Origin of the sequence: Haloechinothrix halophila YIM 93223 (assembly GCF_000504245.1) — a bacterium.
In the GTDB taxonomy this organism is placed as follows: domain Bacteria; phylum Actinomycetota; class Actinomycetes; order Mycobacteriales; family Pseudonocardiaceae; genus Haloechinothrix_A; species Haloechinothrix_A halophila.
In genome coordinates, this window is record NZ_KI632509.1 from 607,489 (window position 1) to 622,386 (window position 14,898).

Annotated in this window: 16 protein-coding genes; 6 read left to right on the forward strand and 10 right to left on the reverse strand. The window is 66.7% G+C overall.

Annotation, left to right across the window (positions count from 1 at the left end):
- Window positions 1–30 precede the first annotated feature (30 nt).
- Together AMYHA_RS02825 and AMYHA_RS02830 are read left to right on the forward strand one after the other, a co-directional pair.
- Window positions 31–1,257 (forward strand): saccharopine dehydrogenase family protein, encoded by a 1,227-nt coding sequence (locus AMYHA_RS02825; RefSeq protein WP_051399474.1) that lies wholly within the window; start codon window positions 31–33, stop codon window positions 1,255–1,257.
- A 97-nt stretch (window positions 1,258–1,354) separates the two neighbouring features.
- Window positions 1,355–2,698 (forward strand): FAD-dependent oxidoreductase, encoded by a 1,344-nt coding sequence (locus AMYHA_RS02830; protein WP_034267680.1) that lies wholly within the window; start codon window positions 1,355–1,357, stop codon window positions 2,696–2,698.
- A 145-nt stretch (window positions 2,699–2,843) separates the two neighbouring features.
- Here the strand turns inward: AMYHA_RS02830 and AMYHA_RS27340 are convergent, their stop codons facing one another.
- Complete coding sequence (locus AMYHA_RS27340; protein WP_169732890.1) at window positions 2,844–2,996, reverse strand: hypothetical protein; 153 nt, start codon at window positions 2,994–2,996, stop codon at window positions 2,844–2,846.
- A 97-nt stretch (window positions 2,997–3,093) separates the two neighbouring features.
- Window positions 3,094–3,957: a class E sortase gene (locus AMYHA_RS02835; protein WP_051399475.1), complete on the reverse strand. Its 864-nt coding sequence runs from the start codon at window positions 3,955–3,957 to the stop codon at window positions 3,094–3,096.
- A 147-nt stretch (window positions 3,958–4,104) separates the two neighbouring features.
- Here AMYHA_RS02835 and crgA point away from each other — a divergent pair, with 147 nt between their 5' ends.
- Both crgA and AMYHA_RS02845 read left to right on the forward strand, forming a co-directional pair.
- Window positions 4,105–4,371 carry a cell division protein CrgA gene (gene crgA, locus AMYHA_RS02840; protein WP_034267682.1) on the forward strand — a complete coding sequence of 89 codons (267 nt, stop codon included), beginning with the start codon at window positions 4,105–4,107 and terminating at the stop codon, window positions 4,369–4,371.
- A 79-nt stretch (window positions 4,372–4,450) separates the two neighbouring features.
- Entirely contained in the window at window positions 4,451–4,882 is a 432-nt protein-coding gene (locus AMYHA_RS02845) for a PH domain-containing protein (RefSeq protein ID WP_034267684.1), read from the forward strand.
- On the opposite strand, the gene AMYHA_RS02850 is transcribed toward AMYHA_RS02845, so the two are convergent.
- Together AMYHA_RS02850 and AMYHA_RS02855 are read right to left on the reverse strand one after the other, a co-directional pair.
- Window positions 4,869–5,816, reverse strand: a complete 948-nt coding sequence (locus tag AMYHA_RS02850; RefSeq protein WP_034267687.1) for a rhomboid family intramembrane serine protease — start codon at window positions 5,814–5,816, stop codon at window positions 4,869–4,871. The genes AMYHA_RS02845 and AMYHA_RS02850 overlap by 14 nt on opposite strands.
- 7 nt (window positions 5,817–5,823) lie before the next feature.
- Window positions 5,824–6,372, reverse strand: a complete 549-nt coding sequence (locus AMYHA_RS02855) for a peptidylprolyl isomerase (RefSeq protein ID WP_034267689.1) — start codon at window positions 6,370–6,372, stop codon at window positions 5,824–5,826.
- Between the two features lie 95 nt (window positions 6,373–6,467).
- On the opposite strand from AMYHA_RS02855, the gene AMYHA_RS25490 reads away from it, so the two are divergent.
- Window positions 6,468–7,181: a hypothetical protein gene (locus AMYHA_RS25490; RefSeq protein WP_051399476.1), complete on the forward strand. Its 714-nt coding sequence runs from the start codon at window positions 6,468–6,470 to the stop codon at window positions 7,179–7,181.
- A 165-nt stretch (window positions 7,182–7,346) separates the two neighbouring features.
- Here the strand turns inward: AMYHA_RS25490 and AMYHA_RS02865 are convergent, their stop codons facing one another.
- Both AMYHA_RS02865 and AMYHA_RS27765 read right to left on the reverse strand, forming a co-directional pair.
- Window positions 7,347–7,781 (reverse strand): DUF6918 family protein, encoded by a 435-nt coding sequence (locus AMYHA_RS02865; protein WP_034267692.1) that lies wholly within the window; start codon window positions 7,779–7,781, stop codon window positions 7,347–7,349.
- A gap of 213 nt (window positions 7,782–7,994) precedes the next feature.
- Window positions 7,995–8,849: a hypothetical protein gene (locus tag AMYHA_RS27765; protein WP_051399477.1), complete on the reverse strand. Its 855-nt coding sequence runs from the start codon at window positions 8,847–8,849 to the stop codon at window positions 7,995–7,997.
- Between the two features lie 245 nt (window positions 8,850–9,094).
- Between AMYHA_RS27765 and AMYHA_RS02875 the strand changes: the two genes are divergently transcribed.
- Window positions 9,095–9,655, forward strand: coding sequence for a flavodoxin domain-containing protein (locus AMYHA_RS02875; RefSeq protein WP_034267695.1), 561 nt, complete (start codon window positions 9,095–9,097; stop codon window positions 9,653–9,655).
- A gap of 33 nt (window positions 9,656–9,688) precedes the next feature.
- On the opposite strand, the gene AMYHA_RS02880 is transcribed toward AMYHA_RS02875, so the two are convergent.
- The 4 genes from AMYHA_RS02880 to AMYHA_RS02895 are packed head-to-tail and all read right to left on the reverse strand — an operon-like array spanning window position 9,689 to window position 14,848.
- Window positions 9,689–10,765: an NlpC/P60 family protein gene (locus AMYHA_RS02880; RefSeq protein WP_034267698.1), complete on the reverse strand. Its 1,077-nt coding sequence runs from the start codon at window positions 10,763–10,765 to the stop codon at window positions 9,689–9,691.
- Between the two features lie 35 nt (window positions 10,766–10,800).
- Window positions 10,801–11,283, reverse strand: a complete 483-nt coding sequence (locus AMYHA_RS02885) for a poly-gamma-glutamate biosynthesis protein PgsC/CapC (RefSeq protein WP_034267700.1) — start codon at window positions 11,281–11,283, stop codon at window positions 10,801–10,803.
- Window positions 11,280–12,485 (reverse strand): poly-gamma-glutamate synthase PgsB, encoded by a 1,206-nt coding sequence (pgsB, locus tag AMYHA_RS02890; protein WP_051399478.1) that lies wholly within the window; start codon window positions 12,483–12,485, stop codon window positions 11,280–11,282. Before pgsB ends, AMYHA_RS02885 begins: the two co-directional genes overlap by 4 nt.
- 5 nt (window positions 12,486–12,490) lie before the next feature.
- On the reverse strand, window positions 12,491–14,848 hold the full coding sequence (locus tag AMYHA_RS02895) for a cache domain-containing protein (protein ID WP_157361751.1): 2,358 nt from the start codon (window positions 14,846–14,848) through the stop codon (window positions 12,491–12,493).
- Window positions 14,849–14,898: the final 50 nt, after the last annotated feature.

Sequence of the window (14,898 nt, forward strand, 5' to 3'; positions counted from 1 at the left end):
TGGTCTCTGGTCGTCGAGCGAGGAGCGAGCATGGCAGCTGAAAGTGGCCGCAACGCCGCCCACGACATCGTGCTGTTCGGCGCGACCGGCTTCACCGGTGGCCTGACAGCTGAATATCTCGCCGCGCACGCCCCGGCCGACTGCCGCTGGGCGCTCGCGGGACGCAACCGCACCAAGCTCGAAGCGGTGCGGTCCCGGCTCGCCGAGATCAACCCGGATTGCGAGAAGCTGCCACTGCTGCACGCCGACGCGAACGATTCCGCGTCGCTGCGGGAGGTGGCTGGCAACGCCAGCGTGGTGATCACCACGGTTGGCCCGTACATGACGTACGGCGAGCAGCTTGTCGCCGCATGTGCCGAGGTTGGCACGGACTACGTCGATCTGACCGGCGAGCCCGAGTTCGCCGACCTGATGTATGTCCGCTACCAGGCGAAGGCCGTCGCGTCCGGGGCGCGGATCGTGCACGCCTGCGGCTTCGACTCCATCCCGCACGACCTCGGCGCGTACTTCACGGTGCAACAGCTGCCGCAGGACCGGCCGATCCACGTCGACGGCTTCCTGCGCGGCGGCGGTCAGCCGTCCGGCGGCACGCTCGCCTCCGCGCTGGACATCCTCTCCCGCACCACGCAGACCCGCGATGCCGCCAAGCAGCGCAAGAAAATCGAGCCGACGCCGCCCGGCAGGTCCGCGAAGGCGGTCGCTGGCAAGCCGAGGCGGGACGAGATCGCGCAATCGTGGGTGGTGCCGCTGCCGACGATCGACCCGCAGATCGTGGCACGCTCCGCTCGGACCCTCGACGTCTACGGACCCGACTTCACCTACAGCCACTACGCGGCTATCAAGCGGCTTCCGATGCTCGCTGGCGGAGCCGTCGGTGTCGGCGCGCTGGCGGGGCTGGCCCAGATCGGGCCGGTCCGCGAACGGCTCGGGTCGCTGCGCAAGCCGGGCGAGGGCCCGAGCGAGACGCAGCGGGAGAAGTCGTGGTTCACGGTGCGTTTCCACGGCACGGCTGGCGACGCGGAGGTCGTCACCGAGGTGTCCGGCGGTGATCCCGGTTACGGCGAGACGTCGAAGATGCTGGCCGAGTCGGCGCTGAGCCTCGCGTTCGACGACCTGCCAGCGCGGGCCGGTCAGCTCACCCCGGCCGCGGCGATGGGCAACGCGCTGATCGAACGGCTGCGCAGGGCAGGTATCCGATTCGAGGTACTCGCGGGCAAGCCGACACGGCCGCCGTCACGGCACCTGACGGGGAGCTGACGGGGGGCGTCAACCCGTCAGCCGCGATGTTCCACCTGGTGGACCTGTCACGTGCATCACGTTTTCACTTAGGGCAGCCTTACTTACTCTGGTGTATATGACCAGAGCCCTGCGTGTTGCGATCGTCGGTGCCGGCCCCGCCGGGGTCTACGCCGCCGACATCCTGGACAAGTCCGACACGGACGTGAGCATCGACCTGTACGAGCGCATGCCAGCGCCGTTCGGCCTGATTCGCTACGGCGTCGCGCCGGACCACCCGCGCATCAAGGGCATCGTCACGGCGCTACACAAGGTGCTGGACAAGCCGAGCATCCGGCTGCTCGGCAACGTCGACTTCGGCACCGACCTGAAGCTGGACGACCTGCGCGAGTTCTACGACGCGGTCATCTTCTCCACCGGAGCCGCCGCCGACAGGGACTTGAACATCCCTGGCATCGAGAAGGACGGCAGCTACGGTGCGGCTGACTTCGTGTCCTGGTACGACGGGCACCCCGACGTCTCCCGTGAGTGGCCGCTGACCGCGCGAAGCGTCGCGGTGATCGGCGCGGGCAACGTGGCGATCGACGTCGCGCGGATTCTCGCCAAGACCGCCGACGAGCTGGCATCCACCGAGATCCCGGACAACGTCTACGCCGGGCTCAAGGCCAGCCCGGTCACCGACGTCCACGTGTTCGGCCGTCGCGGCCCGGCGCAGGCGAAGTTCACGCCGCAGGAGCTGCGCGAGCTGGACCACTCACCGAACGTCGAGGTCATCGTGTATCCGGAGGACATCGAGTTCGACGAGGGCTCGATCGCCGAGATGCGCGCGCACAAGCAGGTCGACATGGTCGTCAAGACGTTGCAGGAATGGGCGATCCGCGACGAGGGCGACCGCCCGAAGCGGCTTCACCTGCACTTCTTCCACTCGCCCGTCGAGGTGCTCGGCGACGGCTCGGTGACCGGACTGCGGACCGAACGCACCGAGCTGACCGGCGACGGCAACGTGCGCGGCACCGGCGAGTACCACGACTGGGACGTGCAGGCGGTGTACCGCGCGGTTGGGTACCTGTCGTCGGCGCTGCCCGAGGTGCCGTTCGACCACTCCAGCGGAACCGTGCCGCACGAGGCGGGCCGGGTGCTCGACATCGACGGCGACCAGGTGCCTGGCGTGTACGTCACCGGCTGGATCAAGCGCGGCCCTGTCGGGCTGATCGGCCACACCAAGGGCGACGCGCAGGAGACCATCCGCAGCCTGCTCGCCGACGCCGAATCGCTCACCCCTGCCACCCAGCCGGACGAGGACGCGGTGCTGGAGTTCCTCGAGCAGCGCGGCGTGGAATACACCACCTGGGACGGCTGGTACCAGCTCGACGCGCACGAGCGCGCGCTGGGCGAGGCCGAGGGCCGTGAGCGCAAGAAGGTCGTCGAGCGCGAGGAAATGGTCCGCGTCTCCCGGGCCTGAGTGGGGCGCGTCGTGCTGGCACCGGCGGTGACGTCGGCTGCCCGCTACGGCCTGCCCGTTAACTGTGGATCTTGAGGCGTTCTGGTCGCTATGACGACCACAAAGCCTCAAGATCGTCGCGTGCGGCCAGCCCAGGCGCCGGTTGTTACACCGAGACGTCGTTGAACGGCAGCTTCGGCTCTAGCCACGGGAAGACGACGAACAGCAGCACCGCGACGATCACGATGAGCAGCGCGATGGCGGTGAACAACCGGACCACCAGCGGTCCGGGCAGATGACGCCACATCCAGCCGTACATCAGGCTCCTTCCGACAGATCGCTGCGGGCCGCACCCCTCGCGACACGGGCAACACCGGCACCGTGCACAACAGCGGCACCCCGGCCATGCCCGGCGGTCACACCGGCTCCCCGATCAAGCCAAGCAGCGCCTCGTAACTCCCAGCCTGCTGCTTGGGCACCTGGTTCACCAGCGCGCCGTGGACGATCATGCGCTCGCTGTTGCCGTACTCGGGGTGGCATGTCGTCAGTGTGACCAGCGATGCCTGCTGCGCCTTCGGCAGCGGATTCTCCGGCCGGTACGGCACCGGCGCGACGGCGTCACCTCGATCGGGCGTCACGATCCTGCGGCCGACGGTGCGACCGTACGGCCCGCCCTCCGGCTGCCCAGCCTTGCGCAGCGACGGCACCCTGGCGCACCGAGGATCGCGCTGCTTGACCGACTCCCAGTTGGCGACCTCGTCCGGCATCGGCATAACGCGGTAGACGAAGAAGTCGGTCTCGGTCTCCAGGACGATGGCATCGCACGAATTGAGCTTGTCGAGGTCGTTGAATGGCGCGCCCTTGCCGATCCGGTGACCGGCGATGCCGACGTTGCCTGGCTGGCCGGGCAGAGCGGTGTCGGGATAGTGGCCAGGCCCGATCTCGAGCTCAGCCGAGCCGACCCCCTCGACGATGACGAACTGAAAGTCCTTGCCGAAGTGCGGGATGTAGATCCGCGCGAACCCGGCGCCCTGCTCGGGCTTCGCCGGTCGCTTGGGCTTCTTGTCCTGCTGGGCCGGCTGCTGTGCGACCGGAGCCGCCCACGACCGCTCCAGCTCGTCGTTGACACCGTCCTGCTTCTTCGCCGCCACGATGTCGGTGACATACAGGGTGTAGACGACGAACAGCAGGACGACGACACCGAAGGTGATCATGAGCTCGCCAAATGTCCGCACGATGACGACGAGGGCGCTCGTTCGCTGCCGCTGCCTGCTTCCCACGGCTCTCCTCCTCGGCTCCCCCGTTCTCGGAACGTCGCGGCTACGTTAACGTGGTGGTAGACGACGGTTGCGGGCGCACCTGCGAAGAGTCCCCACCCGGCGAGGGTGCGCTCATCGCGCCGTCCAGCGTGAAGGAGACAGACGAGCATGCCCAAGTCCAAGGTACGCAAGAAGACGGCGTACACACCGCCCGCCAACAAGAACACGGCGGTCAAGGTTCGCGCGCAGGGTCCGTCGCACCCGGTCTACCTAGCCGTGATGTTTGGCCTGATGCTGCTCGGGCTCGCCTGGATCGTGGTGAACTACCTGGCTGGCCACCGGATCGACTTCCTGGCCGAACTCGGCAACTGGAACTTCGCGATTGGCTTCGCGCTCATGATCACGGGGTTGCTGATGACCATGCGATGGCGCTGAAAAGTGTGAATTACACCACTGTGTCGAATCCCCACTGTGGATAAGCCCTGTGGATAAGCACCCTGATCAGGGGCCTCATGTGGATAACCCGGGGTCAATCTGGGGACCGAAACCGTCACTCCTAGGCATCGGCGCAGCTCTGACGCTGTGCGCGGCGGCTGCCACCGCCTGGTTCGCGACCGCCGATGACGCGCAGGGTGCACTGCTGCTCGGCGTGTTCACCGCCGCGGCGGCGATGGCAACCGGCTACGGCCTGCTAATCCGGCCCCGGCTGCGTGCGGATGCCGACGGCGTGCACGTCCGCACCCTCGCTGGGACGGACTACGCACCGTGGCGCGCGGTGCATGCACGGCTGGTGAGCGCCCGCAGGCTCGGCAGGGACAGCACCACGCTGGAGATCGAGTTCGACGACGTCAGCGAGGAACCGAGGCTCGCGGTGCTTGGCTGGCTCGATCTCGGCGCCGAGCCGAGCGACGTCCTTGACGACCTCAACCGGATCAGGCCGACGTAGCGCCGACCGCGAAGCAGATCTGCGGCGCGTTGCGGCAGATGTACTCCGTCGTGAGCTGAGCATCGCGGGTCAGCACGATGCCGATCAGCGCGACGAGCAGCAGCACCAGGACCGTCGTCTGCATCGTCACCCTGCGTTTCTCAGGCGCGTAGACCATCGCCGCGGTCGCCAGCGCGCCGATCACCAGGCCGCCAAGGTGGCCGAGCAACGAGATCGCCTCGATCTGCACGCTGATGAACAAGTTGATGGCGATGATGCCGATGACCGGCGTCGCGTTCAGCTTGAGCCGCAGCACGGCGATCAGCACGCCACCCAGCACGCCGTACACCGCGCCGGACGCGCCCGCCGTCGACTTCAACAGGCTCTCGAAGGCGAACACCGCGACGCTGCCGCCGAGCAGCGAGAGCACATACACGGCGACGTAGCGGACCCTGCCGAGTAGCAGTTCGAGATCCCTGCCGAGCAGCCACAGCGCCAGCATGTTGACCGCGAGGTGGAACGGCCCGAAGTGCAGGAAACCCGACGTGACCAGCCGCCACCACTCATCGTCGACGGCGATGGCTGGTGTGAACAGCGTGCCGTCGGTGAACAGCGGTGACACCTGATTGGTCATCAGGCTCTGCGCCTGCGCCGCCGTCACGATGAACACCGCGACGTTGATCGCGATCACCACCGGCGTGACGATGGCTCGCGACGACGCCCGCGCGCCCGCGACGGTGCGGTAGCCGAAGCCGGACTTGCGATACTCCGATGCCCTCGCCTTGGCCTCTTTCCGTGCCGCGTTGACGCAGTCGACGCACTGGTAGCCGACCGATGCCTCCCGCAGGCAGTCCGGGCAGGCGGGACGGTCGCACCGCACACAGCGCAGCCCGGTCTGCCGGTTCGGATGCCACCAGCAGGTGTTCATCGTGCCCTGCTCCGCCTGCTCGGACACCGCGGTGTCAGTCCTCGTACTCGACGGAGACGCGCTCGATCACGATGTCTTCGAGCGGCCGGTCAGCCGTGCCCGTGGCCGTCGTGGCGATGGCGTCGACCACGTCGCGGGATTCCTGGTCGGCGACCTCGCCGAAGATCGTGTGCTTGAAGTTCAGGTGCGGCGTGCGCGCGACCGTGATGAAGAACTGCGAGCCATTGGTGCCCGGCCCCGCGTTCGCCATCGCCATCAGGTAGGGGCGGTCGAACTGCAGCTCGGGGTGGAACTCGTCGCCAAAGCGGTAGCCAGGGCCACCGCGACCGGTACCGGTCGGGTCGCCAGCCTGGATCATGAAGCCGTCGATGACCCGGTGAAAGATCGAACCGTCAAAGAACGGGCCTTCGGTCTCATTCTTGGCATTCGGCTGCGAATAGTACTTCGTGCCTTCCGCGAGGCCGACGAAGTTCGCGACCGTCTTCGGCGCATGGTCTGGAAAGAGCACCAGCCTGATGTCGCCGAGAGTGGTGTGCAGCGTTGCCGTGGACGCCCGGCCGGGCGATTGATTGCTTTCAGTCACCCAATCATCGTGCCATCACGAGCGAAGGAGCGCGTCAACGGGCAGGATGGGTAGTGGCAGACACGTCGTGACAACCGATTGTTGAGGTGAAAGCCATGACGGCGGCCACGGAGAAACTGGCCGGCACTATCTCGTCTGGCGCCGAATCGGTGCGTGACGAGGCCGGGAAGACGACTCGCCGCGCACGTAAGCAGTTCAAGAAGGCGGCGAAACAGGCTAAGAAGGACCTCGCCACCAGCGCCAAGAAGGCCCGTAAGGCCGCGAAGGAGGACACGGAGAAGATTAGGTCCGACGTGATGGATGCGGCACACCAGGCACGCGAGCAACTCCAGGATGAGTGGGAGAGCCATAAGGCACGGCACCAGGAGGACGCGCGGCCGAAGTCCCGCAAGGACCGCAAGAAGGCCTTCAAGGACCTGAAGAAGCAGGCCAAGGAGCAAAAGAAGCGCCGCAAGGAATACGAAATGAGCCGGGCCGACGCCAAGGCGGCGGCCAAGGACCTCAAGGCGGCCGCGAAGGCGGCCAAGAAGGGCCAGGACGCCGCGTCCGGTAAGGGCACGAAGAAGCGCCGTTGGCCACTGGTCGTCGGGCTCGGCGCGGTCGCCGCCGGTGCCGCCTACGCGATGCGGCCGAAGTCGGAGCCACCGCTCTCGCTGGTGCCGCCGAGGTCGGACGATGGGTCGGCGGACGCTTCGTCGAGCGGCGCGTCGTCCAGTGCTGAGTCGTCCGGTGGGGCGCACGCCAAGCAGGCGCCGCAGCAGCGCAACGGCCAGCAGGACACGCAGGCATCAACAGGCAAGCAGTCCTGACGGCATACCAAGAAGACCGGAAGTATGCCCGCTGGCACACTCGCTTGACCTGCCAGTGTGGCTTACTTCCGGTCGGATTGGTATCTACCGGCACAGCACGAAAGGGGCGGGAAGCAACGCTGGTTCCCGCCCCTTTCTGTGCGCTACCCGATACGGCGGAGCCGATCAGGCAGTGTGCTTCTCGATGACCGCGCCGAGCCGGGGAAGCGCCTCCTCGACGTTCTTCTTCCCGCTCGGACGCAGCTTCTCGTAGACCTTCTTGATCGACTCACGGCTGGACCGCTCGGCACGCGCGTCGGTGACGGAGAGCAGCGCGTCGGCCACCTCGTCCGAACGCGAGCTGAGGTGGTCACCGAACGAGCCGCTGCCCGACGCGGCGTAGTCGGCGTAGAACGGCTCCAGCTTCTCGGTGAATTCGTCGAGCAGCGAGTCAACGGCATCCGAGATGATGCCCGGCTTGACCTTCTTCACGACGCCGTAGCCGCTCTTGATGGCGATGCCCTTGTCATCGACCTCGTCGTCAATCATCTGACCGAGGTCCTCGACGACCTGCGGCCGCTTCGATGAGTCGAGCAGTGCTGCCTTGAGCGTTTGAGTCACGGATTCCCGCCTTCCGATGCTGACAAGCGATACGAGGGGTAACTCACACGAGAGTGCGAGTGCGCGGCACAACCTAGTACAGCGACATAACTCGTTCGAAGTGGGTATCCCAGCCGTGATCACGATGGGTTTGTAGTACGTTACGGGGTTCGCGACATGCCAGTCGGCGCCGCGACGGCAGCCGCGACGCCGTAGCTGGATCGGGTGGTTCCGTTAGTGCTCTCGAGCGCTCGCCCAGCGCCTGCCGAGTAGCAACAGGACGCCGCCGATGAGTACCGCGGCGAGACCGCTCAGTACCGGCAGGGCCGCGCTCACACCCGTCGTTGGGAGCGCCTCAGGCGCCGCCTCAGGGGCCTCGCCGCCTGCCGGGGGTTGCGTCCCTGGTGCGGTCGGCGCGGGCTGAGTCGACGTCTCAGGCGGCGTTGTGTCCGTCGTGGTGGGTGGTGTCGTCGTCGACGTCTCCGGCGGTGTGGTCTCGGGAGGCGTGGTCTCCGGCGGGGTCGTCCCGGGCGGAGTCGTCCCCGGCGGTTGCTCTTGGCATGAGGTGTGCGCCGGGTTGCTCTTGCCGACACCGTTGTTGGTGTCGCACTCGTAACCCGCGTTCGGGTCGGAGCCGCCTGGCATCTGCCCCGGCGGGTTCTTGTTGTCTGCCTTGCCGACGCAGCCAGCGCACGGCTTGCCCTTGGCCTTGCCGTCGCCGTTACCGTTCTGCGACGGCGAGCCATCCCGGGTGGAGTCGTACGGGCCGTGCGTGTTGGCGCCGTTGCCGGAGTAATCAGCATTGGACGGCGGCTGCGGGCTGTTCGTGTCCTCGCTGGACGACGTGCCCTGCGATGACGTGCCCTGCGATGACTGCCCGTTACCGCGATCGGACCGTGGCTCGCCCTTCTCGTCGGGTTTGCCAGTGTCCGAGGGCTGGCCCTGCGCTGAAGCCGAGGCGTTCGCGCCGTTGCCGTTGTCACCTGGCTCAGCGCCCGCACCGGCGGCCACGAAACCAAGGGTGAGGACGATGGCCGTGGCGGACACCGCGGTGACTCGCGCGAGGCCCTTGATGACCGAGATCCTCATGATTCCTCCCGAGCGTTCGGGCTGATCGGATTGATCGCTTCACTCGGTATGTCGTTCTCACCCTAAGATCGTTACTCCGATCGTTTGAACGACGACACCGTCTGCGGGTCAGTCGCTGCTACAGACGGGGCTATGTCGTAACCCGAACGCGAAAAGTCCCGGCCGATGAGGGCCTTTTCCTCTCGCTGCGACCAGGCGGACGCGCTGAAGTGTGGGCACGACGGCGAGTCGACCTGCGAGGAACGATGCGAATTCTTGTCACCTATGCGAGCAAGTACGGCGCGACCGAGGGCATCGCGGAACACATCGCGCGCACCCTGGACGCCGCGGGCCACACCACGATCGTGCGACCGACGCGGGCGAACGACGACCTTGGCGGCTACCACGCTTACGTGATCGGCAGCGCCGTCTACCTCGGCAAATGGCTATCGGAAGCACGGAAGGTGGTTCGCCGCAATACGACGGCGCTGGCGGGCAAGCCGGTGTGGCTGTTCAGCTCGGGACCACTGGACGTCGCGATCACCGAGGCGGCGAAGCGGAAACAGCTCGCGGAAGCGACACCGAAGCACATCGCCGAGCTGACGAAGGAGATCAGACCGCGCGGTCACCGGATGTTCAGCGGCTCGCTGGACGCCGCGCGGCTCACGCGTCTGGACCGGCTGGTGCGCATGTCCCCCGGCGGTAAGGCGCTATTGCCGGACGGCGACTTCCGCGACTGGTCGGACATCAAGGACTGGGCGACGGAGATCGCGCTGGAGCTCGACGAGCTTCCGGCGGGAACGTTGCCGGACGACCGGAGGACGTGAGGTCACCGGGAGCGCGATGAGCTCCGACGACGTTCACAGTCGCTTCGCGGAACGGAACGAGCGAGCGTACAAACCGCCACCGTCAAGCAACGACGCTCCGCCGACGTCGCTCATCGTTGGTCCATCGATCTTGGCGCGACTGGACAGGAAGCGGTGGCGCCCCTCGGTGTCGACGCCGAGATAGATACCCGTGTGATCCAGCCTCGGGCCCGTGGTCGGATCGTTGTCGAAGAAAAGCAGGTCCCCCGGCTGGAGCCTGCCGTAGGCCGTGGCTTTGACCTGCCGGTCAGGGATGATCTGAATCCCGGGGCCGACAGTGCCGATCTCGTGTGCCCGCCGCGGCAACGCGGACGTGGCCGTCGCGGTGGACGACAACGGGAAGCCACCCCGGTAGCCATAAACCAGCCGAACGTAACCAGAGCAGTCCACCGCGCCGTAACGACGCTTGTCCGGGTACCGCACCCCTTCAGGGCCGAAGTCCCAGCTGATGCCGAGGTAGTCGTAGAAGTCGTTCTGCTGGTCACGACCGACCCTGCTCTCCGGGTTCAGTGGCCCGAACGAGGCGTCACCCCGCACCCGTACGCCGTCAGCATTGCGCCGTTCGGCAGCGCCGTGAACGTACTGCATGCCGATAGCCAGGATGTCCGGCTGACTACCAGACATCTTCTTCCGCAGCCACTCGCCGAACCATGGCTCGGACTGCATGCCCTGCCGCCACGGCCGCGGCAGCAGGTGCACGTACGCCCTCGTGCTGACCGCGGCACCAGGGAACTGATCCTCGGCCAGCCTGCGCCGCTTGCCATACGTCACCGCGGTGCGCGCTCCGTCGGTCAACGTCGCCAGCACCCTGCCATCGGCGTCACGCACGACCGTCCTGGCGGGGTCGGAGATCCGCTCATAGGTGAAGTCACTCGCGCTCACGCTCGCCGCGAATTCGGCCTTCGGCTGCCGGTTCACGGTCAGCCCTTCTGGGGCCATCACCGCTGCCATCGGCTGGGGATCCTCCTGGTTGCCACCCACGATGGTCACCAGCACCCCTGACACGGCGATGACAACCGCAAGCACCGCGATCTCGGCGGCCTTGACCCTGCCTCGTCGCCCCTGACGCATGTAACGCTCTCCTCTTTGTCTCATCACGGCCGGCATCACAACGACGGCACCAGGCCTACAAGCACTCCACTGACCAGCACGCCGTACCCGGCGACGCTGACCGTCGCCGTAGCGCCCAGCGTCGCGATCGGCGGCTGGCGCACCAGTTGGTAGGCGATCAGTCCCGGAATAACGAAAATCAACGTCTGGTGCGCAAAGATCAGCGGATAGTCATGCTGGACGATCATGAAAAACGTCGTCTGCAACACCACGCCAAGCAACACGACGGCGGCGAAGAGCCGCTTGCCGTAGAGGATCACCAACCGCTGCATGACGCGGGTTCCGGCGAAAGTCAGCGCGGTGACCAGGACGATGATCGCGATCTTGCGCAGATCCTCGAGCATGGTCAGTGCCAGCCAGCCTGGCGTGATCATCCCGCCAGGCGACAGGTTGGTTGTCAGATAGCACACCAGCGAGAACACCAGCCCGATTGCCAGCCCCAGGGTCGCCACTTCAGGGCTCAGCGTTTCCGAGATCACCGCGACGCCCCCATCCGCGCTGGCTCGCTCGCCGTCTTCGACGCCGCCAGCCGGTCGATCAGTACTTCGCCCTGCCCGTGGATGTTGCCGATGGCCACGACGGAGACCGAAGACTCCTCACTGTCGGCGATCTCGGCCAGCATCTTGTCGATGTCTGGGTTATCGCCGCGGTCGAGCACGCGGTCCTGCCACTGGCTCGGAATGGTGCTCCGTGCGCTGCGAACCGGCTCCCCGATCAGGGCCACACCGTCCGGGTCGATATCGGCGATGAGGGCGCCCATCTGCTGGTTTCGTTCCATGCGGTCGGTCCTGCAATTGATCACGACGTGCAACGGCCGTGCGATGGCCCGCTGCGCAAGCAACCGTTTGATGTTCATCAGGGTCGATTCCGGGTCGTTCGCGGCGAACACGTTGGCGAAATGCACCGGCGTGCCGTGCACGGTGTACTCCTCGACGCTCAGCGCGCCAGGGTCCGGCGGCGCCGCGATCATGCCGATAAGCGCATCGCGCCTGCTGACGCCGAGCAGTTCTGCGACCTTCAGCGCGATGGCGACGTTCTCCTTGAACATGATGGAGCGAAAGCCCCGCATCTCAGCGTCTGACACTGACTCCGGATCCACCGCGATCAGCCGGCAGTCGCGGGCATCCGCCTCTTCGCGCAAGATCGACAGCCGTTCGCGCTCCGCGGTGACGCAGACTCCCCCGATCGGCATCGAACGGCACAGGGAACGGGCGACGTCATCGAGCGTCGGGCCCATCTCGGCGAGGTGGTCCTCCCGCACGTTGCACAACACACCGATCGTGGAGCGGATCAGCTTCTCCTGGTTGATCTCCTGCAACGCCGGGTCGACGGCCATGCACTCGATGACGAGGGCTTCCGGCCGGTACGCCGCGGCATTACGGACGATCCCGATCTGCTCAACGACGTTGGCGACACCGAACTTGCGATACACCGGCACCTCGCTGGCGTCCGGGTAGATGATGCGAGCCGCGGTGCCGGTTGTCTTGGCGAAGGTCGTCATGCCGCCTCCGCGCAGCGCACCAGCACACAGCCGGGTAATAGAACTCTTGCCGCGAATTCCGTTGACCAGCACCCGGTGTGGGATCGACTCAAGGTAGAAGTAGTGCCTGCGCTGTTCGATGATGCCCGCGACGAACAGCAAGAAGCACAGGCACAGCAGGAGGACGTAGAGAAACAACACCGCGGCTACCCTCGCCCCCGGCTTCCCGCGCTACGAGGCGGCACACGCCGGTCCTGGCGGCGCGGCGCTGTCCGTGACATGCCGGAGCGTGGTGCGAAGGCCCTGGGCTGTTGGCCTGCGGGCTGCGGGTGGCCGGGGTGGGCCGCCCGCTGGCGCTGTGCGGCGGTAGGGCGCGGTCGCACCGGCTGTACCGGTCGCAGCTGTCGTGTGCGCAGATCTGCTGGTCCGAGCTGGCGCAGCGTGCCGAGCCGGTCGGGCCCGTCGACCAGCGCGCGGCGACACACCTCGAGACAGATCGCGATCGCGCCAATCTCATCGTGTCGCTGCGGGTACAGCACCGTGTTCTGCGGCGAGCGCAGCATCGTCTCGGCCGACGCGCCGAGCTCCCGCAACGGCCTGACGAACACGAAAAAGTGCCAGCCACCGATGATGATGGCGACGAGCGCGACGACCAGTGCGACCATCAACGCCGCACGGCGTTGCTCGACGGCGGGCAACGCCAGCTCCGCGACGGGCTTCTGCGCTACGGCTGCCCACCCCAGCTCAGCAGCGGCACCGCCGCCGACGACCGGGGCGCCAGCGACAATCTTGGCATCGATGCCGGTGCCGTAGACGTCCGCCGCTGACTGCTTGCCGTCCACTTTGGCCAGCACCGATTCGACGTCGTTGTCGGTGACCTTTTCGAACGCGATGAAGCCCCCGGAGTCGGCGATGACGCGCTGCCCGGCGTCGACCAGCCGGACGTGTCCGTGCCGCTGACGTACCAGGTGGAGCAGATACGGCACGTCGAACTCGGCTACCAGCACGTGTCCGGAGCTCTCCAGGGCTGTGTGTGCGTAGACGATCGGCACCCGGCCGCTGGTGTTGGCTTGCCGGACACCGTCGCCCTCGGGTACGTCGTCCGCATCGAAGCGCGGCCGCTTGCCCGACACCGCCACGACCTCGCCATCGTCGCCGAGCGCCGAAACCGAGCGGTACCGAGACTGACTCGACAGCCTGTCCAGCTGCCCGGCGACCTCGTCGGCGTCACTGGATTCCGCGATCTCACGCAGGTCTGTGATCCCGCGGTCGAGCACGTCGGCGACGGACACGCTCAGCCGCTGCACCTCGTTCTCGGTGTCGGTCACCAACCGCTCGGGAATGCCAGGGTCGCGGTCGAATGCTGCCGGCACGTAGGAAGCCCATGCAAGCGCGACCACGACGAAGCCGATCAGGGCCGTAGTCGCGGATACCTGGAGCCGGGGAGCGGTCATCCCGCGGACTCGCTCGCCCCCGCCAAGTCCTAACTGCACACGGTGCAGCACACCGCTGAGCTTGGCGACCTCGCGTATGCGCGAATGGCGAACCGGATTGCCCAGTCCGCCAACCGCGACAACTAGTGAGTCGGCCCGCAGTCGGCGCACCGGACGCACAATGCACAGCCGCAGGACCACGAAACCCACGACCGCGACACCGGCGAGGACCGCGAACACAGCGGTAGCGTTGCTGTCCTGCTGTGCCTGCTGGGCGTCGACTTCATCGATGAGCACGACGTGAATTGCCGCTGTCTTGGTGTCGCCAAGCGCGGCGTAGGTCGTCACCCGTGCCTGCTCGTTCGCAGGATTCGCCGCAGCTGCGGCGTCCTTCGAGTGAGCGCCTTCGTCTAACCGGGTGACTAAGCTGTCAGCGGGCCGACGCATCGCCGCTGTTTTGACTCGGCTAGCCGCTTGGTCCGCCACGCTGGGGCTAGGCGGAACCCCGGATGTGGCAAGTATGTCGCCTTCGGAGACAAGCAGCATCGTGCGGACCTGACCGCCGAACATAGCGTCTTGAGGCAAGTCGATCCGGGTGATCGCGCCCAGCAGCGGTGATCCCTCGCGACGATCGAGCGGCATAGCCACAACCAGGTCCATCGCTGCTCCGCCAATATCGGCCGGGATGATGGCCGGGCTGTCGAGCGACGTCACTACCGATGGCGGCAGCGGTACTGGCGTGCCGTGGCTGGCGCGAAGTTTCCCGCGCTCTCGGCCGAACATGGCCACGCCGTGCCATTGATCGCCGCGTGCGAGGTCTTCAACCAGCCGTGACGGTTGGACGACGTTCGCATTCTGCGCCACGTCAACCGCTGCCCGCAGCTTCCTAACCGCATCCTGCGCCTGCTCGGTGAGCCCGTCCGCGAGATCACGGGTCAGCCCCATCTGGGAGTCCACGACAGCCGTGGCCACGACTTCATCGGAACGGTCATCCCCAACCAGCAGCCATCCGCCACCAGCTAGCACCAGGAGCAGGACCAGGGCGATGGCACTGGGCACCGCTATGCCGCTGGGAAAACCCGCCTGTGGGATCTGTTTGCGGAACTCGCTGGCCTCCACAGCATCCGCCACGGCAAGCTGCGACGCTCCCCGCCGTCGCACGCGTCGCACGTTCTGCCACC